At 42.3% G+C, this 20,422-nt stretch carries 24 protein-coding genes; 6 read left to right on the forward strand and 18 right to left on the reverse strand.

Annotation, left to right across the window (positions count from 1 at the left end; all coding sequences use genetic code 11):
• Positions 1-129 precede the first annotated feature (129 nt).
• From SST111_RS02115 to ligA, 14 genes are all read right to left on the reverse strand, one after another.
• Entirely contained in the window at positions 130-969 is an 840-nt protein-coding gene (locus SST111_RS02115) for a DNA/RNA non-specific endonuclease (protein ID WP_099809853.1), read from the reverse strand.
• A gap of 29 nt (positions 970-998) precedes the next feature.
• Positions 999-1,190 (reverse strand): DNA-directed RNA polymerase subunit beta, encoded by a 192-nt coding sequence (locus tag SST111_RS02120; protein WP_012775177.1) that lies wholly within the window; start codon positions 1,188-1,190, stop codon positions 999-1,001.
• Positions 1,183-2,466: a UDP-N-acetylglucosamine 1-carboxyvinyltransferase gene (gene murA / locus SST111_RS02125; protein ID WP_029172381.1), complete on the reverse strand. Its 1,284-nt coding sequence runs from the start codon at positions 2,464-2,466 to the stop codon at positions 1,183-1,185. The genes SST111_RS02120 and murA overlap by 8 nt, the downstream gene beginning before the upstream one ends.
• 23 nt (positions 2,467-2,489) lie before the next feature.
• Positions 2,490-2,714 carry a DUF1146 family protein gene (locus SST111_RS02130; RefSeq protein ID WP_012775178.1) on the reverse strand — a complete coding sequence of 75 codons (225 nt, stop codon included), beginning with the start codon at positions 2,712-2,714 and terminating at the stop codon, positions 2,490-2,492.
• A 59-nt stretch (positions 2,715-2,773) separates the two neighbouring features.
• Complete coding sequence (locus tag SST111_RS02135; protein ID WP_002936007.1) at positions 2,774-3,190, reverse strand: F0F1 ATP synthase subunit epsilon; 417 nt, start codon at positions 3,188-3,190, stop codon at positions 2,774-2,776.
• Positions 3,191-3,199: 9 nt separating this feature from the next.
• Positions 3,200-4,606, reverse strand: coding sequence for a F0F1 ATP synthase subunit beta (gene atpD, locus SST111_RS02140; protein WP_024377276.1), 1,407 nt, complete (start codon positions 4,604-4,606; stop codon positions 3,200-3,202).
• Positions 4,607-4,625: 19 nt separating this feature from the next.
• Positions 4,626-5,504 carry a F0F1 ATP synthase subunit gamma gene (locus SST111_RS02145; RefSeq protein WP_002936012.1) on the reverse strand — a complete coding sequence of 293 codons (879 nt, stop codon included), beginning with the start codon at positions 5,502-5,504 and terminating at the stop codon, positions 4,626-4,628.
• 11 nt (positions 5,505-5,515) lie between these two features.
• The gene (gene atpA, locus SST111_RS02150) at positions 5,516-7,036 is read right to left on the reverse strand and encodes a F0F1 ATP synthase subunit alpha (RefSeq protein WP_044761584.1); all 1,521 of its coding nucleotides are present in this window, start codon (positions 7,034-7,036) and stop codon (positions 5,516-5,518) included.
• Between the two features lie 3 nt (positions 7,037-7,039).
• The gene (locus SST111_RS02155; protein ID WP_099809854.1) at positions 7,040-7,573 is read right to left on the reverse strand and encodes a F0F1 ATP synthase subunit delta; all 534 of its coding nucleotides are present in this window, start codon (positions 7,571-7,573) and stop codon (positions 7,040-7,042) included.
• Positions 7,574-8,080 carry a F0F1 ATP synthase subunit B gene (gene atpF / locus SST111_RS02160; RefSeq protein ID WP_024407434.1) on the reverse strand — a complete coding sequence of 169 codons (507 nt, stop codon included), beginning with the start codon at positions 8,078-8,080 and terminating at the stop codon, positions 7,574-7,576.
• Positions 8,081-8,097: 17 nt separating this feature from the next.
• Complete coding sequence (atpB, locus tag SST111_RS02165; protein WP_099809855.1) at positions 8,098-8,814, reverse strand: F0F1 ATP synthase subunit A; 717 nt, start codon at positions 8,812-8,814, stop codon at positions 8,098-8,100.
• A gap of 36 nt (positions 8,815-8,850) precedes the next feature.
• Complete coding sequence (locus SST111_RS02170; RefSeq protein ID WP_002936021.1) at positions 8,851-9,051, reverse strand: F0F1 ATP synthase subunit C; 201 nt, start codon at positions 9,049-9,051, stop codon at positions 8,851-8,853.
• Between the two features lie 136 nt (positions 9,052-9,187).
• Complete coding sequence (locus SST111_RS02175) at positions 9,188-10,231, reverse strand: diacylglycerol kinase family lipid kinase (RefSeq protein WP_099809856.1); 1,044 nt, start codon at positions 10,229-10,231, stop codon at positions 9,188-9,190.
• Positions 10,232-10,241: 10 nt separating this feature from the next.
• Positions 10,242-12,200 carry an NAD-dependent DNA ligase LigA gene (gene ligA, locus SST111_RS02180; protein WP_099809857.1) on the reverse strand — a complete coding sequence of 653 codons (1,959 nt, stop codon included), beginning with the start codon at positions 12,198-12,200 and terminating at the stop codon, positions 10,242-10,244.
• A gap of 122 nt (positions 12,201-12,322) precedes the next feature.
• Between ligA and SST111_RS12140 the strand changes: the two genes are divergently transcribed.
• The 5 genes from SST111_RS12140 (at position 12,323) to SST111_RS02200 (ending at position 16,472) form a co-directional block, all read left to right on the forward strand.
• The gene (locus tag SST111_RS12140; protein ID WP_180274014.1) at positions 12,323-12,469 is read left to right on the forward strand and encodes an SPJ_0845 family protein; all 147 of its coding nucleotides are present in this window, start codon (positions 12,323-12,325) and stop codon (positions 12,467-12,469) included.
• A gap of 1 nt (position 12,470) precedes the next feature.
• A complete protein-coding gene (locus tag SST111_RS02185) occupies positions 12,471-13,376 on the forward strand; it encodes a permease (protein ID WP_044774178.1) in 906 nt (301 codons plus the stop codon).
• Positions 13,373-14,188, forward strand: coding sequence for a TIGR03943 family putative permease subunit (locus SST111_RS02190; protein WP_099809858.1), 816 nt, complete (start codon positions 13,373-13,375; stop codon positions 14,186-14,188). The genes SST111_RS02185 and SST111_RS02190 overlap by 4 nt, the downstream gene beginning before the upstream one ends.
• Positions 14,189-14,266: 78 nt before the next feature.
• Positions 14,267-15,754 (forward strand): glucose-6-phosphate dehydrogenase, encoded by a 1,488-nt coding sequence (zwf, locus tag SST111_RS02195; RefSeq protein ID WP_099809859.1) that lies wholly within the window; start codon positions 14,267-14,269, stop codon positions 15,752-15,754.
• Between the two features lie 43 nt (positions 15,755-15,797).
• A complete protein-coding gene (locus tag SST111_RS02200) occupies positions 15,798-16,472 on the forward strand; it encodes a DNA alkylation repair protein (protein ID WP_099809865.1) in 675 nt (224 codons plus the stop codon).
• A 101-nt stretch (positions 16,473-16,573) separates the two neighbouring features.
• Here SST111_RS02200 and SST111_RS02205 read toward each other — a convergent pair whose 3' ends face one another.
• Positions 16,574-17,524, reverse strand: a complete 951-nt coding sequence (locus SST111_RS02205) for an alpha/beta hydrolase (protein ID WP_099809860.1) — start codon at positions 17,522-17,524, stop codon at positions 16,574-16,576.
• The gene (locus tag SST111_RS12355) at positions 17,521-17,649 is read right to left on the reverse strand and encodes a hypothetical protein (RefSeq protein ID WP_257211351.1); all 129 of its coding nucleotides are present in this window, start codon (positions 17,647-17,649) and stop codon (positions 17,521-17,523) included. The genes SST111_RS02205 and SST111_RS12355 overlap by 4 nt, the downstream gene beginning before the upstream one ends.
• 115 nt (positions 17,650-17,764) lie before the next feature.
• Between SST111_RS12355 and SST111_RS02210 the strand changes: the two genes are divergently transcribed.
• The gene (locus tag SST111_RS02210; RefSeq protein ID WP_099809861.1) at positions 17,765-18,229 is read left to right on the forward strand and encodes a TetR/AcrR family transcriptional regulator; all 465 of its coding nucleotides are present in this window, start codon (positions 17,765-17,767) and stop codon (positions 18,227-18,229) included.
• Between the two features lie 27 nt (positions 18,230-18,256).
• Here SST111_RS02210 and ftsY read toward each other — a convergent pair whose 3' ends face one another.
• Complete coding sequence (ftsY, locus tag SST111_RS02215; protein ID WP_099809862.1) at positions 18,257-19,522, reverse strand: signal recognition particle-docking protein FtsY; 1,266 nt, start codon at positions 19,520-19,522, stop codon at positions 18,257-18,259.
• A 1-nt stretch (position 19,523) separates the two neighbouring features.
• Positions 19,524-20,336, reverse strand: a complete 813-nt coding sequence (locus SST111_RS02220) for a Cof-type HAD-IIB family hydrolase (protein ID WP_099809863.1) — start codon at positions 20,334-20,336, stop codon at positions 19,524-19,526.
• Positions 20,337-20,422: the final 86 nt, after the last annotated feature.

Genomic DNA, 20,422 nt, shown 5'->3' on the forward strand with positions numbered 1-20,422 from the left:
ATTCTAATATTCATCAGATGATTTGTCAACTGTTTTTGTAAGTTTTTTTAATAATACGCAAAAAAAGACGATTTTCCATGAAAATCGTCTGATATATTTGATTTAGCGAGGGAGAATTCATCTGACTATTTATTGATTCACTAAAATTTCCCCACTATGATAATTAATACTTAGCCCACTCTGCACGTTTGGAACGAACACATTGAACTCTAGGCTACCATCTGCTGCTTTTGCCTCTAGATGACTTCCGACTGGAACCAAATCATCCTCATCAGCATACACCAAGGTCACGCGGTAACGAACACGTTTGTTCTTATCCAAAGCTTTACGAACTTGACTCTCAAAATAGTTTTGCCCCGTCGAATCCTCAGCCCTTGCCTGATTGGACCAAGCTGTTTGAACTGCAATATTCTTAGGATTGCTGGTTGAAGCATCAAAGCCTTTTAAACCGCCAATCAAGGCATAGCCCAGCAGATGCCCCCTATCAATCGCATGATCATAGGATCCATCCAAATCCTGTACCTGATGCCAGCCAGGCGGAGTCCATGAAGTCGAACCATTTCCTGTTTCTTCACGACTCTTATACTGTCGCGTTGATTTGGCTAAAAGGGCATTTGCCACTGTTGGAACCGTTTCTCCCTGCACAGTCTTTGTCTTATTATCCGCATAGGGCTTGCTAGAGACTGAAGCATCTAAATCAGTCTTATTTCCGTTGATGATAAAAGCACCCGCTCCATTCCAGTCAATTGAATGTCCAAGCTGTTTCTTTACATCCTCAGTCAATACCGAACTAGCCAGTTCCTGACTAGGTGTGCTCTCGCTTGCCTTAGACTGATTGACATAATAGGAATAATTAGCAACATTACTGCTCTTGTTATCACTTAAAAGATAACCACCCGCTACTACAACAATCGTAGCCAATAAGCTGAGCAGACTCATCGCTTGTTTTCTTACATTTTTCTTCGCCATTTTCTCTCCATCAAAAAAGCAGGTCCAGCCTACTTTCCTGTAAATTTACCGATTAGTTCTTGCCACTTAGCTGGTGACAACACCGCAAATACATTGTCTCCATCTCCTATGACACCGTAACCAACCATTAATCCTAAAATAAACACTAAAATAGCAATCAACAAAACAACTGCTACTAAGATTAAATTTTTACCAACATAGCTAAGATTATCCTTATCCATTTTCATCTTCTCCACTCACACGTTCAATCGTTGCACCTAAAGCAGCTAATTTCTCATGAAAACGATAATAACCTCGATCTAAGTGCGTTAATTTACCTACAATCGTCTCACCTTCAGCAACCAAACCAGCCAGAATCAAAGCGGCACTTGCTCGTAAATCAGTAGACATAACCTGAGCACCTTGCAGAGCTTGTCCTCCCGTGATAATAGCTGTATCTCGTAAAATTTCCGAATGCAAATCCATCCGACGCATTTCTTCCAAATGCTGGAAACGATTCTCAAATACCGTTTCAATCATGGTAGATTCACCCTTTGCAACTGCCATTAGAGCTGTAAATTGAGCCTGCATATCCGTTGGGAAGCCTGGGTGGGGCAAAGTTTTTACTGTTACAGGTTTAAGCTTATCCACTTGCGAACGAACTCGAATCCCTTCAGCTTCTTCCGTCACCTCAACTCCCATTTCCAACATCTTAGAAATGAGTGGACGGTTGTGCTCCCAGACAGCATCCTTGACCAAGACATCGCCACCAGTCATTGCCGCTGCCACCATAAAGGTACCCGCTTCGATACGATCTTGCACCACTTGATGTTCTGCGCCAGTCAATTCTTCTACACCAGTAATCGTGATCGTCTCTGTACCTGCTCCCTTAACTTTGGCCCCCATTTTGTTTAGGAAAATAGCCAAGTCAACAATTTCAGGTTCTCGCGCTGCATTTTCCAATACCGTTGTACCCTGCGCCAGAGTTGCAGCCATCATCAAATTTTGCGTTGCCCCAACACTTGGGAAATCAAGATAGATATGAGCTCCCTGCAAGTTCTCTGCACTCGCTTCAATATAACCCGCACGTTGCTTAATTTTAGCCCCCATAGCTTGCAAACCTTTTAAGTGCAAATCTATTGGACGACTACCGATTGTACAACCACCCGGCATGGATACCTTTGCATAACCATTTCGAGCCAAAATCGGACCAAGAATAACAATAGAGGCGCGCATTTGACTCACATACTTATAAGGAGTTTCGCTACCAAGTTTACCTGTTGCGTCAATATCGATAGTCTTTGTTTCCTCGTCAAATTTCACACGAACTCCCAGACCACGTACAACATTATTCATTGTATAGACATCTGACAAAATAGGCACTTGAGTTAATTTGGTTTGCCCTTGACTTGCTAGAACTGTTGCTGCCAATAAAGGCAGAACGGCATTCTTCGCCCCCTCAATCTCAACCTGTCCTTTCAAACCGTTTTTACTACCTGTAACAATAATTGTATCCATTTCTTATCCTTTTCTTACTTAAATCACATATTTGCAAAAGAGCGTCCCATCATCAACAATTCTAAAAAGAAAGTCGAGACCAAGTATCCCAGTGCTATTGCCAGAAAGAGAATCAGCAAATTGATTTTACGCTGATTGTCCCCAGTCACCTTCAACCACCGTGACCAATCAACTGTTGTAACCAAGAGATGATGAGCCAGATAGATAAACAATATATGACTAAAAAACTGTAAAATTGAAATTACCATGTTTCCATTATACCATGAAATTAAAAAATGGAACTGAACCAAGTTCAATCCCATATAGATTAATGTTTCCCAACACGAATACGATTTATCGCACGTTGGAGGGCGACTGTTGCACGCATCTCCATATCAATATTACGAGCAGTCTGTGCTTCTTCCAATTCACGTTCCGCGCGCAATTTGGCACGTTCTGCACGACTAATATCAATATCCCGTTCCCGCTCAGCGGAATCAGAAATGACCGTAATAATATCCTTGTTGACTTCAATGATTCCACCATTGACCGCAATCCAGTCTACATGGTTTTCATCATCAACACGACGCACTTTCATTTCACCGATTTCCAAAACTGCAATCAGTTCTTCATGTCCAGAATAGACACCCATCTCACCATCAACCGTTTTGACCAAAACAAATGCTGCATGATGGTCATATTTGATACCGTCTGGTGTTACGATTTGTACAGTCATTTGTCCCATAAGCCACCTCTAGAATTTCATTTTAGCAGCTTTAGCGACCACATCCTCAATTGAACCAACATTTCGGAAGGCATCTTCTGGTAGATGGTCGTGTTTGCCGTCCAAGATTTCCTTAAAGCCTTTCACCGTTTCAGCTACTGGCACATAAGAACCTGGCATACCTGTAAATTGCTCCGCAACGTTGAAGTTTTGAGAGAGGAAGAATTGGATACGACGAGCGCGACCAACCAAGGTCTTCTCTTCATCTGACAATTCATCCATACCGAGAATGGCAATAATATCTTGCAATTCTTGGTAACGTTGAAGGACACGTTTTACTTCCATAGCTACTGCATAGTGCTCCTCACCAACGATTTGTGGAGCAAGTGCACGTGATGACGAAGCCAATGGATCCACCGCAGGGTAGATACCCAGCTGCGTCAACTTACGTTCCAAGTTAGTTGTTGAATCCAAGTGAGCGAAAGCTGTCGCTGGAGCTGGGTCTGTATAGTCATCCGCAGGTACGTAAATAGCCTGAATAGATGTAACAGAACCCTTCTTGGTTGAGGTAATACGCTCCTGCAATTGTCCCATCTCAGTTGCAAGTGTTGGCTGATAACCAACGGCTGATGGCATACGACCCAAGAGGGCAGACACTTCTGAACCAGCCTGCGTGAAACGGAAGATATTATCGATGAACAGAAGAACATCCTGCCCTTCCACATCACGGAAGTATTCCGCAATGGTCAAACCAGTCAGGGCAACCCGCATACGGGCTCCTGGTGGCTCATTCATCTGACCAAATACCATGGCCGTTTTTTCAATTACTCCTGACTCTTTCATTTCCCAATACAAGTCGTTCCCCTCACGGGTACGCTCGCCAACTCCGGTAAATACAGAGATACCACCGTGTTCTTGGGCAATATTGTGAATCAATTCTTGGATAAGGACGGTTTTACCAACACCGGCACCACCGAAGAGACCAACCTTACCACCTTTTAGATAAGGTGCTAGGAGGTCGATAACCTTAATCCCTGTTTCCAAAATTTCGCTTGAAGTAGATAATTCGTCAAAAGCCGGCGCTTTCTTATGGATAGGCTCACGTTCAAAATCTGTCGGAAAAGACTCTTCAAGGTCAATGGTATCTCCCAACACATTGAAGACACGACCCAGCGTTTCTTTACCGACTGGAACAGAGATGGGACGACCTGTATCGAGAACTTCCATCCCACGTGTCAATCCATCCGTTGATTCCATGGCAATGGTCCGTACAACGCCATCACCAAGTTCCAAAGCCACTTCAAGCACGACTTTTTGTTTGGAATCATCATTTTTATATACAACGAGTGCGTTGTTAATCTCAGGAAGTTTATCTTCTGCTGCAAACGCAACGTCTACAACTGGTCCGACAACCTGAGTAATTTTGCCTGAACTCATTCTATTTCCTCTATTTCTATTACTCAAGGGCTGAGGCACCTGCTACAATCTCAGTAATTTCCTGAGTGATAGCTGCCTGACGAGCCCTATTGTATTGAATTGTCAAATCGTTAATGACATTCTTAGCATTATCCGTTGCTGTCTGCATGGCTGTCATACCTGCTGCATTTTCAGCAGTTTTGGCATCCAAAATCGCTCCATAAATAGTTGATTCTGCATATTGAGTCAAGAGTTGTTCCAAAATAACCTCACGGTTTGGTTCCAACTCAAAGGTAGCTGTATAACCATCTGCTTCATTGTGGTCCAAATCTTCTACAGGAAGCATCTGTTGTACACGCACCTGACTGGTCAAACTATTGACATGGTGGTTATAACAAACATACAACTCATCAAAGAGTTCATTCTTGTACATCTCAACAGACTTAGAAATGATTTTTTGAACCTCTTCAAAACTTGGATTGTCTGCTAAACCACGCAATTCAAAGACAGGATTGATACCACGCGCACGGAAGAAATCAGCTCCCATACTACCAATGGCAATAATCTCGTACTCATCTTTTGAATCATGGTCCTGTTCAATCATCCCCATCACAGCCTTCAAGATACTGGAATTATATGAACCTTTTAGTCCACTGTCAGATGTAATGACAATATAACCCGATTTTTGAACTGGACGGCGAATCAGCATTGGATTACTCGTATCTGATGCCATCAATTCTCCACGCAAGAGATCCGTTGTAATCTGACGAACCTTACTAGCATAGATTTGAAACGATTGCGCTAATTGCTCCGATTTGGCTAGTTTAGAAGCCGAAACCATCTGCATGGCACCGGTGATTTGACTGGTTTTCTTAGTTGATGCAATTTTTGACTTGATTTCATTGAGAGAACCTGCCATTATTCACTCCTTTACTTAAAGACAGACTGGTCTTTGAAAGCTTGGATAGCAGCATTCAACTCATCTGTATCAGGAAGATCTTTTGTTGTACGAATAACATCCAAAAGATTATCATAATGCAAATCAAAATAGGCATACAACTCTTCTTCAAATGCCAAGATATCATCAATCGGCACTGAGTCAAGATAACCATTTGTCAATGCATATAAAATCAAAACCTGTTTTTCAACTGGAAGTGGCTTATGCAATGGCTGTTTCAACACTTCCACAGTTCGACGACCGCGGTTGAGTTTAGCCTGAGTTGCCGCATCCAAATCTGAACCAAATTGCGTGAAAGCTTCTAATTCACGATAGGAAGCCAAGTCGATACGAAGGGTACCAGCAACCTTTTTCATGGCCTTGATTTGAGCCGAACCACCTACACGAGATACAGAAGAACCCGCATCAATGGCTGGACGGATACCAGAGTTGAACAAATCGTCCTTCAAGAAGATTTGTCCATCCGTAATCGAAATCACGTTGGTCGCGATGTAGGCTGAAATATCACCTGCCTGTGTTTCGATAAATGGCAGAGCTGTAATCGAGCCTCCACCCAACTCATCTGAAACCTTAGCTGAACGCTCAAGAAGACGACTATGCAAGTAGAAAACATCCCCCGGATAAGCCTCACGACCTGGAGGACGACGAAGCAAGAGGGACAATTCACGGTAAGCAACTGCTTGTTTTGACAAATCATCGTAAACAATCAAGACGTGTTTGCCTTCATACATGAACTCTTCTGCCATTGCAACACCAGCATAAGGAGCCAAGAAAAGCAATGGAGACGGTTGTGAAGCAGATGCAGTTACTACGATTGTGTAATCCAAAGCACCATATTGACGAAGCGTTTCAACCTGAGTACGAACAGTTGACTCTTTCTGACCGATAGCCACATAGATACAAATCATGTCTTGGCCTTTTTGGTTGAGAATAGCATCAATAGCTACAGATGTCTTCCCTGTCTGACGGTCACCAATAATCAATTCACGCTGACCACGACCAATCGGAACCAAGGCGTCAATCGCCTTAAGACCAGTTTGAAGCGGTTCATTAACCGACTTACGTTGCATAACACCTGGTGCTGGATATTCAATCGGACGAGTCTTACTAGTACGAATTTCACCAAGACCATCCACAGGTTGACCGAGTGGGTTGATGACACGACCAATCAAAGCCGAACCAACTGGTACTTCCATAATTTTACCAGTACGACGAACAACTGACCCTTCACGAATATCGGTAAATTGTCCGAGAATGATGATACCAACATCGTTGGTTTCTAAGTTTTGTGCCATACCAATGGTGCCATTTTCAAATACCAAAAGCTCTCCACTCATGGCATTGTCAAGACCTTGCGCACGGGCGATACCGTCACCGATATAGGTTACGACACCAGTCTCTGTGTAGTCAAAGTCAGGCTGAAAGCCTTCAATTTGTTGTTTTAGTAAAGCGCTAATTTCTTGTGCATTAATCAAAAGAACACCACTTTCTATTTTCTAAAGTTTTTTTCTAACGTCCTTCAACTGTGTCCGAACGCTTGCATCGATTACCTTATGGTTAACCGTTACAATAAAACCACCGAGGAGACTTTGATCAAGTTCTTCCGTGATATTGCGTACACGCAAGGAAAATCGTTGTTCCACCAAGTGACGGAGACGCTCTTTTTGAGCTTCTGTCAATGGATATACTGAAGCCACATGGGCTTCAAATTCATTTTTAAATTTACTGATTTGTAGTTGAACTCGTTCAAGTGTTTCAAGCAGCAAATCTGCATGACCATCACGAATAATATCCTCAATCAAATCGTTGATTTGCCAGAAACTTGATTGACGAACAGTCCTTACAAATGCAGCCTTTTCTTCTCTTGATACCGTAGCAGACAACAAGAGACGATTGAGCTTACTATCATGGATAATAGAAATCAATTCAGAAATTTGGTCATACATATCCCAAATTTCAGCATTATCACTAACTTTTTCAACAAATGATAGAGCATATTTTTGCACGATGGCATTTTCTCTAGCGTTCATCTATTTGTCTCCTAGTTTGTCCAAATAACGGTCAATCAAGTTACTATGAGCTTGTTGGTCCAAATCTTCCAAAATAATTTTGCTTGCAAGATCAACTGCCAATTCAGCAACTTGAACACGCAAGTTTTCTTGTGCTTCACGTTTTTCTGCTTCAATTTCCAATTGAGCTTTTTGCTTCAATCCTTGAATTTCAACATCTGCTTGCTCAAGAATACGTTTTTTCTCTAGTTTTGCGCGTTCAACCGCGTCTTGAATAATCTTTTGACTTTCAATACGTCCCTGTACCAACTCATCTTCACGTTGTTGAACAAGGTTCGCTGCTGCTGTTAGTTTTTCTTCTGCAGCATCAATATCGTTCGCAATCTTATTGGCACGTTCTTCAAAAATACCTGTAATTTTATCCCATGCAAAAACACGAATAAGAATAATAAGTATTGCAAATGAGGCTGTTACCAAGATAAAGTTTCCAAGAATGGTACTAGATTGCATTGTAATAGTTGTTGCCATAGTTGTCTTTCCCTTTCCTATTCACTCTCACCACTAATTTTTTTATTTAAGTACATAGATACCAACATGATAAATACATATCCCTGCAAGCATGAAATGAATACAGAAAATGCTGTCCAAACAACATTTAGAGCAAAGGCAATTGGATATGCAAGTGCACTTTGTTGAGATAATTGTAGAAGAAGAGAGACAAGCACTTCACCAGCATAAATGTTACCGTACAGACGAAGAGCAAGCGACACAAGGTTAGTCACTTCTTCCAAAATGTTCATTGGAGCCATAGCCCAGGGTGTCACAAAAGATTTGAGGTACGCCTTGAAACCACGACGACGAATACCTTCAACATGACAAAATACTGTTGCAATTGTTGCCAAACCGAAATCGTAAGCCATATTGGCCGTTGGAGAAGTCCACAAATTATGTCCTTCTGCTGTTTCCAATTTGGTCATCAAACCTAGATTATTGGCAACCAAAAGAAAAGTAAAGACTGTAAAGAAGAACAAGGAATACCGCTTTGCTTCCGCATCGCCAAGATTCCCTTTTGTAAAATTGATGGTCAATTCGTAAACGTACTCCAAAACATTCTGTTTTCCTTTAGGCTTGAGCTCCATCTGACGACTAGCCCAAAAAACAAGTAAGAAAATAATGGAAATGGTAATGACAGAAACCAATACCATGGTCAGGTCAAAGGTTACGGGACCAAGGGTAAGGGTTGGACTTAAATGTTCTTCCAATGGAGGTTCCCCCCTTTTCTATTTCTCTATTTTCTACTATTTCAAGACAAATGTCATAGCCAAGGTTACGAAGAAAGTTCCCTCGATAAAGGCAACACCCAAAAATACACCAGCCATCAATTTACTTTGCATTTCTGGTTGACGTGCAGTCGAACTAAGGTATGAAGCCACCAACAGTCCCTCACCGATACTTACACCAAGACAGGCCAATCCAAGGGCCAATGCGCCTAAACTCATAACGAATTCTCCTTTTAAAATTTAATACCATGTAAGGATACTCCTAAAACATCTATTTGTCAAGAAAATACTGCCATTGTAAGCGTTTAATTCATTTTTACAAAATAAAAAGAAAAGACTGTTTCATCTTTTCTTCCTATTTAATAGATTCATCAATATGGTCTGTTTCTTCAATGAATCGTTTGGCCATATCTTCTCGATTCATCTGATCAGTATCAAGAGTGATTGCATGGTCAGAAACCAGATCTGTATCTGCGAAAAACTCTATATGGTTTGATAGGTTGTACAGACTTACAGGTGCTTCCCCACCAAACTCTCCATCTAGATTGAGCAGTAGACGGTTATCTGGGTTCAGATTTTCGATGGATAGGCTCTTGGTTTTTATGTATTCAACTAGATCACTATCAATGTGTTTGCCACCGTCTAAGACTTGACGAATCAGATGCAGAATTTCAAATAAATTCCCTGTTTTAACCATCAATAAGGTAAAATTACCATCATCTAACTTAGCATCTGGAACGATCTGTTCAAAACCTCCAATTGAATTGGTTAAGGCAACAAAAATCATTGAAACCGAGCCTTCAAACACCCCCTCATCATGCTCTACACGAACAGGTGTAAATTGTACTTGTGGCAGGAGTTCTGCTCCTTTTACCACATAGGCCAAATAGCCAAACATGGTCTTAAGTTGACTTGGAACACTGTAGGTCAATTCTGTCAGTGTTCCTGCTGCAGCAATGTTGATAAAATAATGTTCTTGATGAAAACCATTTTTTTGATTTTTGGCTAAACCAATATCCATTAAAATAGCCTGCTGCTTACCAATAACCTTAGCTGCTTCTACAGGATTTCCCCTGGGCACTTTTAAGGCACGCGCATAGTCATTGGTGGTGCCAGTCGGTATGATGGCCATCTGCGGACGTTTTTCAAGCGGAGCAATTCCATTGACGACTTCATTGATCGTTCCATCTCCACCTGCTGCTATAACCAGGTCAAAACCTGCTAAGGCCGCTCGTCTGGCTTCATTTTTAGCCGAATCCTTTTCAGGCGTCGTTTGAAAGGCAGAAGTTTCGTAGCCGAATCCTTCTAAAATATCCAACACTTCTGCCACATTTTTCTTCATGATTTCCTGACCAGAGGTCGGATTATATATTAGTCTAGCACGTTTTCTTTCTTCCATCGTTTTACCTTTACAAACTCTCTAACCAAGCCTCATCTTTTATTTCAATACCTAGCTCCTGTGCTTTGGTCAATTTACTGCCTGCATCTGTTCCGGCAACCACAAGATTAGTTTTTTTAGAAACAGATCCCGCTACATTTGCCCCTAAAGCTTCTAATTTGGCTTTGGCTTCGTTTCGTTTCATTCGCTCCAATTTACCAGTCAGTACAACTGTCATACCCGATAGCGCAGCATTTTCATCTACTACTTGTCCGAGATAGGTTAAGTTTACCTTAGCTTCCTTAAGTTCGGCTAAAAGTTGTTGCGCACCCTCACTAGCAAAAAAAGTTGTCAAAGACTTAGCAATAACCTGACCAAGACCTTCTAGCGAAGCAATTGCTTCTTGATCAGCAGATGCTAGAGTTTCTAAATCACCAAATTTTTCTACTAAAATCTTACTTGCCTTACTACCTACATGGCGAATACCTAGTCCAAACAGGAGGCGTTCTGCTGAGTTGCTCTTAGAAGTTTGAATGGCTTGATAGAGCTTGTCAGCTGATTTTTCTTTGAAACCTTCCAAGGTCAATAGGTCATCAACAGTCAATTTATAAATATCAGCAACATCGTGTACCAAGCCTGCTCCAAAGAGTTTTTCAACGATTGAAGACCCTAGCCCTGCGATGTTCATGGCATCCCGACTTGCAAAATGTTCCAGCTTACTCATCAGCTGGCTAGGACAAATAGGGTTTATACAGCGGAGGGCAACTTCGTCCTCATAGTGTTGTAGGTCGCTCTGACAAGACGGACACTGACTTGGAACAGGCATGACTTCTTGATCTTTTCGATACTTGTCCACCACTTTCAGAACTGCTGGAATAATATCTCCTGCCTTATAAACAATGACCGTATCGCCAATACGAATATCTTTTTCGGCGATATAATCTACGTTATGCAAAGTTGCTCGACTGACAGTCGTTCCTGCCAGTTGAACAGGACTAAGGTTGGCAGTTGGTGTCACAACACCTGTTCGGCCAACAGTCCAATCAACCGACAAGATTTCTGCTTCTTTTTCCTCAGCTGGAAACTTGTAAGCTACTGCCCATCGTGGCGCTTTTACTGTAAATCCTAGTTCTTCTTGTATAGCTAGGTCATTGACCTTAATCACGATACCGTCGATTTCATAGGGCAAATCTTCTCGCCGCTCTGCCATTTTTTCAATAAAAGCCCAAACTTCATCCATGCTATCGGCCAACTGGTAGTCGTGGTTGGTCACAAATCCCAGAGCATCCAGTTTCTCCAGTACTTGTGACTGACTAGTCGCTTCAGATGGACTAGCCTCTTGGTAGAGGAAGGTAGCGAGACCACGCTGGGCCACCACTCCCGTATCAAGCTGGCGGAGGGTCCCTGCTGCTGCATTACGCGGATTAGCAAATTCAGCTTCACCAGCCTCCTGACGCTGTTTGTTAACACGGTCAAAAGAAGCCTTTGGCATATAACACTCACCTCGGACAGTGATGTCCACAGCTTCGGGTAGGGTCAAAGGAATATCAGCCACTCGTTTGAGATTTTCTGTGATATTTTCACCGACACTACCGTCACCACGTGTAGCACCCACGACTAGATTGCCCGCTTCATAGGTCAGGGAAATAGATAGACCATCAATCTTCAATTCACAGATATAAGTTGCTTGAGGAAATTCCTTGCGAACTCGCTGGTCAAAAGCTTCTAATTCTTCACGCGAAAAGGCATCCTGCAAACTAAAAAGAGGATAAACATGATTATATTTTTCAAATCCGTCTAGCACCTTTCCCCCGACCCGATGGGTAGGACTATCTGGTAAAATCAGTTCTGGATGAGCCGTTTCTAGCTCTACTAATTCACGATAAAGCGTATCATATTCTGCATCTGATACGCTAGGTTGGTCTAATTGATAATACTCTTTAGCGTATTGATTGAGCACGCTAACTAATTCTGATATTCTTGTTTTCATAAGAATATTATATCATGATTTGAGGGTGCGAACTATATTTGCGCTTCAATAAAAACAGATTCCTTTAGATAATTTTTAGTAAAAAATGTATAATGTGTATATAAAATTTTTGGAGGTGCCCCATGGCTGTAGCTTATAAACGACAAGATGATTTAGAAAAGATGCTGGAAGAATTTGCTTCATTTGAAAAATTGGAAGAAATTGAGTATCCAGATCCAAAATCAAAAGAACATTCCGAGAAAAACAACTTGAATCAGGATAAAAAATAATATGCTTGGTCTTGATCAATTACCTACCTCCGTCCTACAGGCGGGGGCTATTTTCCTGTCCATCATGATTGAAGCCTTGCCCTTTGTCTTGATTGGAGCTATTATTTCAGGTTTTATCGATGTGTTTATAACACCAGATAAGGTTCGTAAACTCTTACCCAAAAACAAGTTTCTTGCCATTCTATTTGGAACCTTTATCGGCTTCATTTTTCCGTCTTGCGAATGTGGTATTGTCCCTATTGTCAATCGGCTATTAGAGAAAAAAGTGCCGAGTTACACTGCTGTTCCCTTTTTAGTAACGGCGCCTGTCATTAATCCTATCGTCCTTTTTGCAACCTTTACCGCTTTTGGCAATTCCCTACTTTTCGCCCTCTATAGAGCCCTAGGAGCCATCATTGTATCCCTAGTATTGGGAATCATTCTTGGTTTTTTCGTAAAAGGACCAATTCTTAAAGGAAGCAAGTTTGACCATCACCAGCATGATTATTCAGATAAAACCAGTTGGCAAAAAGTTGGCTTCGCACTTATTCATGCCATTGATGAATTTTTTGATACGGGACGTTACCTAGTCTTTGGTTGTCTATTTGCCAGTCTCGTACAAGTCTATATTCCAACTGCTGTCCTGACTACCATTGGTCACAGTCCATTAACAGCTATTTTACTGATGATGTTGCTGGCCTTTCTTCTTTCCCTATGTTCTGAAGCCGATGCCTTTATTGGTGCATCACTACTATCCAGCTTCGGATTCGCCCCAGTAATGGCTTTCTTAGTTATCGGACCCATGGTGGATGTTAAAAACTTGCTCATGATGAAACATTATTTCAAGGGAAAATTTATAGCCGGTTTTATCATTACTATCACTCTCGTTATTTTGGGATATAGTCTGATACTTGGAGGTGTAGTATGATTCGTTTTTTAATTCTTGCTGGCTATTTTGAGATGACCATGTATCTTTATGTCTCTGGAAAATTAGACCAATACATCAATTTGCACTATAGCTATCTAGCCTATCTATCCATGGTTTTATCTTTCATACTTGCCATCGTACAATTGTATGTCTGGGTAAAAGAAATTCGAGTACATAGCCATTTAAAAAGCAAAATTGCCAAACTATCAAGCATTGGACTATTGCTCATTCCTCTTGCTATAGCCTGGCTCTTTCCTACGGTCAGCCTGGATTCAACAACTGTTGCTGCCAAGGGCTATCATTTCCCACTAGCAGCAGAAAACGATGCTAGTACACAAAACCAAGAAGGGACGACTGTTCAGTATCTCAAGCCTGATACTTCTATTTATTTTACGAAATCTGCCTATAAAAACCAGATGCGTGAAATTGCTGATAGATACTTGACTGAAGAAACCATTGTTGTTACTAATGAAAACTATATGGAAGTGATGGAAGCAATCTACGACTATCCTACGGAATTTTCAGGAAAAACGATTGAAATCATTGGATTTGTCTACAATGACCCTGACAATAGCCAGCAATTTTTCCTTTTCCGCTTTGGTATTATTCACTGCATTGCTGATTCTGGGGTATATGGCTTACTCTCTACGGGGGCTACCACAGAATTTCCTAACAATACTTGGGTAAAAGCCAGAGGAACAGTCAAGGTTTCCTACCACACATCGTTGAAACAAAATCTCCCAACACTTGAATTACAATCGATGGTTCAGATTGAGCAGCCAGATTCCCCGTACGTCTACCGTGTTTTCTAATAATCCCAACTCAAAAAGTGAATTTTCTGACAATTTGTGGTATACTATTAATGATATTCAACAGATAGGAATGAAATTATGTCATCACATGTATTGTTTACAATTTTTGGTGCCAGTGGCGACCTTGCCAAACGCAAACTTTATCCATCCCTTTTCCGTCTGTATAAGGCAGGACATATCCGAGAAAATTTTGCTGTTATTGGAACAGCCCGCAGACCTTGGACCAAGGAATTTTTTGAGCAGACTGTCATCGAATCACTGGGTGATTTGCCTGACACACCACGTCAGGCCCATGAGTTTGCAAGTCATTTCTACTACCAAAGCCATGATGTCAATGACACAGAACATTATGTAGCTCTTCGTAAATTGCAGGACGACTTGTGTGAAAAATATGATACCCAGCACAACAAGGTCTTCTTCCTCTCTATGGCACCTGAATTTTTCGGAACCATTGCCAAACACCTCAAATCTGAGCAAATCGTTGATGGACAAGGTTTTGAACGCTTGATTATTGAAAAACCTTTCGGAACTAGCCTTGCAACCGCAAGCAAACTCAACGATGAATTGGCGGCTGCTTTCAATGAAGATCAAATCTACCGTATCGACCATTACCTAGGCAAGGAAATGGTGCAAAATATCTTTGCGGTTCGCTTTGCCAATATTATCTTTGAGCATATCTGGAATCGTGATTTTATTGACAATATTCAGATTACGTTTGCCGAATCGATTGGCGTTGAAGATCGTGGGGGCTACTACGACCATTCTGGCGCCTTAAAAGACATGGTGCAAAACCATGCCCTTCAAGTTCTTTCCCTTCTAGCAATGGATAAGCCAGCCAGCTTCAAAGAGGAAGATGTCCGTGCTGAGAAGATCAAGGTCTTCCAACACCTTCGTCAGCCTTCTGATGAGGACCTCAAACGCAACTTCATCCGTGGTCAATATGCAGCAGGTTCCATCGACGGAAAAGACTACGTTAGCTACTTGGATGAACCAAATATTGCCGAAGGTTCTCAGACAGAAACCTTTGCAGGAGGGGTCTTCTTCGTTGATACTGACCGTTTCCGTGATGTACCTTTCTTCTTCCGTACAGGTAAACGCCTGACAGAAAAGGGCACACGCGTGACCATCACCTTCAAGCATGCAGAAGATATTTTTGGTCAACCTTCTGAGGCCAATGTCTTGACCATCTTCATCCAACCAACCGAAGGCTTTATGCTCTCTATCAACGGTAAGGAAGTTGGTTCCCACTTTGCTTTAACTCCTGCCAAACTCAACTTCCGCCACAATGCAACTGCCCTTGGAAATTCACCTGAAGCCTACGAAAAACTATTTTTCGATGTCCTAAATGGTGATTCTACTAACTTTAGCCATTGGGAAGAAGTGAAAGCAAGCTGGAGCTTGATTGACCGCATTGTTGATTTGTGGGCAAGCAACCAAGTTCCGCTCCACACCTATCCAGCTGGAACTATGGGACCTGAGGCAGCCTTTGATTTGCTAGAAAGCTACGGTTGCAAGTGGGTCTGGACGCCAGATGTTTGGTATCGTGAACGTGGTTTGTTGAAATAAAAATATGAAAACTGGAGCAATCCAGTTTTTTTCGGAGACATTTATGACTGAATTAAACACCATTCTCACCCAACTTGAAGCAGCCAGCCATGCTGGCACCCTCAAGCGTTATGAAAAAATTGGCGAAACTAAGCCCTACTACGGCGTTCCGATGGGAGCTATTTCTGGTATCGCCAAGGCCTATAAAAATCGACTGGACTTGTTTGCTCCACTCTGGCAAACAGGTGTCCTCGAGGCACAATATTTAGCTATTCAAATTGCCAAAACAAAACCTGACCAGCTGACTTCTGCCGCTTTAGAGGCTTGCCTCAATGAACAAGTTTCGGTCAACGTCCTCGATAAGCTGGCTTCCATCATTCTTAGCAAACGCAAGGATAGCAAAGACTGGGAGGAATACTTACTCATCCAAGACCAAGCAATTTTTCAGCGACTTGGTTGGTTCCTTCGTGCCAAATACTTTGCTGGAAAAACAGCAACAAATCAAGAAATTGAAGAAACGCTAACCTACATTAACGAGCATTTGCAAACCGCAGCCCCCCTTGTCCAATGGACCATGAACCAGTGCTTGGTGGAGATTGCCGTTGCTTACCCCGACTATCTAGAACAAGGCCTTGCAATCGGTCGGCAGTTAGCTGTCTATGTGGACATGAAAGTTCCAAAAGGCTGTACTTCTGCCTACGCACCAGACTGGATTGAGGCTTTATTGAGGAGGAAATAATCGTGGTATTGTGAATAGTGGCATTTACTCACTGTTGCATACAGATAGAAAAAGTCGCTAGTTCTTGTTGAACTAACGACTTTTATACTTCTCTCTTTTGACTAATCAACCGGCATATATTTTGCGAGGTATTCTTCCACCAGCATCATATACTCTTTATAGACAGCATCGTCATTCTGTAAACCGTGACCCGAATGCTCGGCTGTAAGAAATTGATAGTCAACTCCTTTTTCTTTCAAGGTTTCTTCCAATCGGATTGCTGCTTTATAAGGCTGGACCTTATCCTCCTTGCCATAAAAAACTACACTTGGTACAGTTTCTTCCGTCACCCAATAAACTGCAGAAATTTGGTTGACAATATCCTTGTAGCTACCATCTGCAATCATTTCCTCTGTAATTTCTTGACCAGACATGGAACTGGTAAGCCCTGCAGCAGCCTCAAGATTAGTATCCGCTCCGTAGATGCCCCAATCCTCCATGTAAAAACTAGAAGGTCCAACAGCTCCAAAAGTCAATACTACTGGAACAGGAGCTTCTTTGGCATCTCGATAAGCATAAATCATTGCCAAGGCATGTCCTGCCGAGCCTCCTGCAACTGTCATTTTATCAATGGAGTAACCTTCTTTTTTAGCCGCCTCAATCACATATGGAATACTCTCCTTGATTTCTTGAGCTTGTGATGTTACACTGGCACCATTTGTTTCGGTTGCCAAGGTATAGTTGATGCCAGCTGCTACATAGCCCTTAGAAGCAAGCCATTGCAACATCTGCTGGTCGTCTTTTTTATCGCCACTCGTAAATCCACCCGCATGGAGATAGACAACCAGTCCATAAGATTTTTTACTAGTATCAGCAGGCAAATAAAGGTCAAACTTCTGTGCTTCTTCCTCTCCGTAGGACAAATCAGTCACCATTCTCCCCACCTGGTCAGACCATTCCACCGTATATTCTTTAGCCCAAGCAGGTTTCAAAAAGTTTTTTGAAGCCACACCCGCAAGAAGAGCTATCACAAATACCAGAATTCCGAAGCCCACAAACTTTCTCCTTCTCATAAAAAATTACCTCCCCAAAGTGTTCCACCTAAGAGTAGGTTAAGAAAAATACGGACCAACAAGCGACCAATTAAAAATCCAACAACTGCGATAATCCCTAAGATAAGCCAACGTTTGATTGTCATTTTTACTCCTTGACATTTCAATTTATTTCATTTAAGATGTAACAAGTGTAACATAGTCTATTTTCTAAGTCAATACCACAGGACCACCATGTAACAAAAGGAGGGAGTTTGTAACATGACTGCACAAGATTATATCCAAGAAGCCTTACTGCAACTCATTCAACAAAAGGAGTATGAAAAAATCACCATAACTGACATTGCAAAACGGGCTGGGGTAACCCGAATTAGCTTCTATCGAAATTTTGACAGCAAGGATGCTATATTGGAGCTAGCCTTGAAATCTGCATTCCAAGCCTATCAAACAGAGCATGGAACCGACCTATCCTTCTCGGCACTGTTTGCCTTTTTCCAGCAGAACAAGAGCCTGATTGACTGCCTCTACAAGAGCGAAAAGGAAATTTTTATCGCCCAGCTTCTAACAGACAAGCAAAGCCTTTCTACATTACCGACTGAGGTTGCCTATTCCTATGCCTTTGTCGGCTATTCTATTCTAGGAGCCTGCACTGCTTGGTACCAACGGGGCATGGTGGACACTCCAGAAGAAATTACAAAGATTATGGACCAACACAAAAGTAGCTAACTGTCACAGTTAACTACTTTTTTCATTCTATACCAATCCCTCCAAGAGCCCACGCATGAACTCTTCGGATTTGAATTCTCCGATGTCATCGATTTTCTCACCGAAACCAATCAGCTTGACTGGAATATCCAGTTCCTGACGGATAGCGAGGACGACACCACCTTTTGCTGTACCGTCCAGTTTGGTCAAGACAAGACCTGTCAATGGGGTAATTTTAGCAAATTCCTTGGCTTGACTAAGGGCGTTTTGACCTGTGGAGGCATCAAGTGCTAAGAGGGTTTCATGCGGTGCATCAGGTAGAGTCCGTTTAATAATGCGACCGATTTTTTCCAGCTCTGCCATGAGGTTGTCTTTATTCTGCAAACGACCTGCTGTGTCAATCATGAGAATATCTACGCCTTCTGCCACGGCACGTTTTACCCCGTCAAATACCACACTGGCTGGGTCTGACTTTTCTGGACCTGTGACCACTGGCACATCGACTCGGTGACCCCACTCGACCAGTTGGGCTACCGCACCCGCACGGAAGGTGTCCGCTGCGACCAACATGACCTTCTTACCAGCCTGCTTGTACTTGTAGGCCAACTTACCGATAGAGGTCGTCTTCCCAACGCCGTTGACACCGACAAAGAGCATGACTGTCAAATCATCTTGAAAATTGATTTGCTCACTGAATTGACCATCTTTTTCGTAAATATCCACCAATTTTTCGATGATAACCCGACGGAGTTCATCTGTCTTCTTAGCTTTCTGTAGCTTAGCTTCATAGCGGAGCTCCTCTGTCAGAGTAGAAGCAACTTGCACACCTACGTCTGACAAAATCAGCATTTCTTCCAACTCTTCGAAAAATTCTTCATCAACCGAACGGAAATTGGCAAAGAATTCATTGAGCCTTGCCCCAAAGCCTGTACGGGTCTTTTTCAAGGTCCGCTGGTACTTGTCCTGCTCACTTTCTTGCTCGACTGGAGCAACTTCCTCAACAGGCTCTTCCTTGACCTTGGTTTGAATAGCAGGGTCAAAGCCTTGTTCCTGCGCTTCCTTCACTCGAGCCGCAGCGGCTTCTTTAGCTGCATAATATTGAGCCATCATGTCTAAGGTCCGTTGTTTCTGAGCTTCTTGCTCGGCAGTCAAGTCAGTAGGTGTTGGACTGTCCTGTTCGTGACTAGCTGGCTCTGTTTCAGATATTTCAACGTCCTCGCCAGTAACCAACTGTTCTACTTCAATTTCTTCAACAACTTCTTCTCTAGGCTCTTCTTGAGCCTTTTGTCCAAATAATCGATCAAATAATCCCATATTAGTCCTCATTCAATACATAGTGCTCGATGGCCCAAGCAATGCCATCTTCATCATTGGTTTTTGGCAAAACAAGGTTGGCCGCAGACTTGATTTCATCAGTCGCATTCGCCATGGCAACACCCAAGCCAGCCCATTCAATCATCGAAAGATCATTTCCTTCATCACCACAAGCCATAACTTCTGACTTGTCAATCCCCAGATGTCCAATCAACTTGGCCAAACCATTTGCCTTGTGAACACCTTTTGGACTCCATTCGAGCAAGATATCACGCGATTTGAAAATCTCGAAACGCTCGTGAAGTTCCGCAGGAATTTTTGGAATTTGTCCATCCAAAAAGTCTGCTGCCACAGCTGAAACTGCCTTATTGTAGACAAAATCTTCTGGCATTTCCTCATCGCTTGCCACAATTTTATTAAGCAATGGATTACAAGTTAGATAAAGTGATTCATGGGCTGATGGTAGAGAATAGACATCACCACCATAGAGAACATCCAGAGGCAGGTCTAAATCATTTGTCACACGACGGATGGTGCGCACATCTTCAATGGTGAAGCCAACCTTATCCAAAACCCGACCTGTATTTTCCTGGACTAGACCACCGTTAAATGTAATCGAATATTGATTCTCCCCTAGCAGATCTAGTTCTTCTAGAAAAGTACCGATAGCTTGTAAAGGACGCCCTGTTGTCAGAACTACATAAACTCCACGCTCACGCGCTGCCTGCAAGGCCTTTTTATTTGCTTCTGAAATCCGTTTGTCCGATGTCAGAAGTGTTCCATCTAAATCCAATGCAATCAACTTAATTGCCATTTACTTCCTCCTCTCGTAAAATAAGTTTATGGGGATTTTTCAATCCCAAATTTTTAATGAGTGTAATAATGTTAACTTGACTATTG

Origin of the sequence: Streptococcus suis YS161, assembly GCF_002760245.1 — a bacterium.
Lineage (GTDB): Bacteria > Bacillota > Bacilli > Lactobacillales > Streptococcaceae > Streptococcus > Streptococcus suis_I.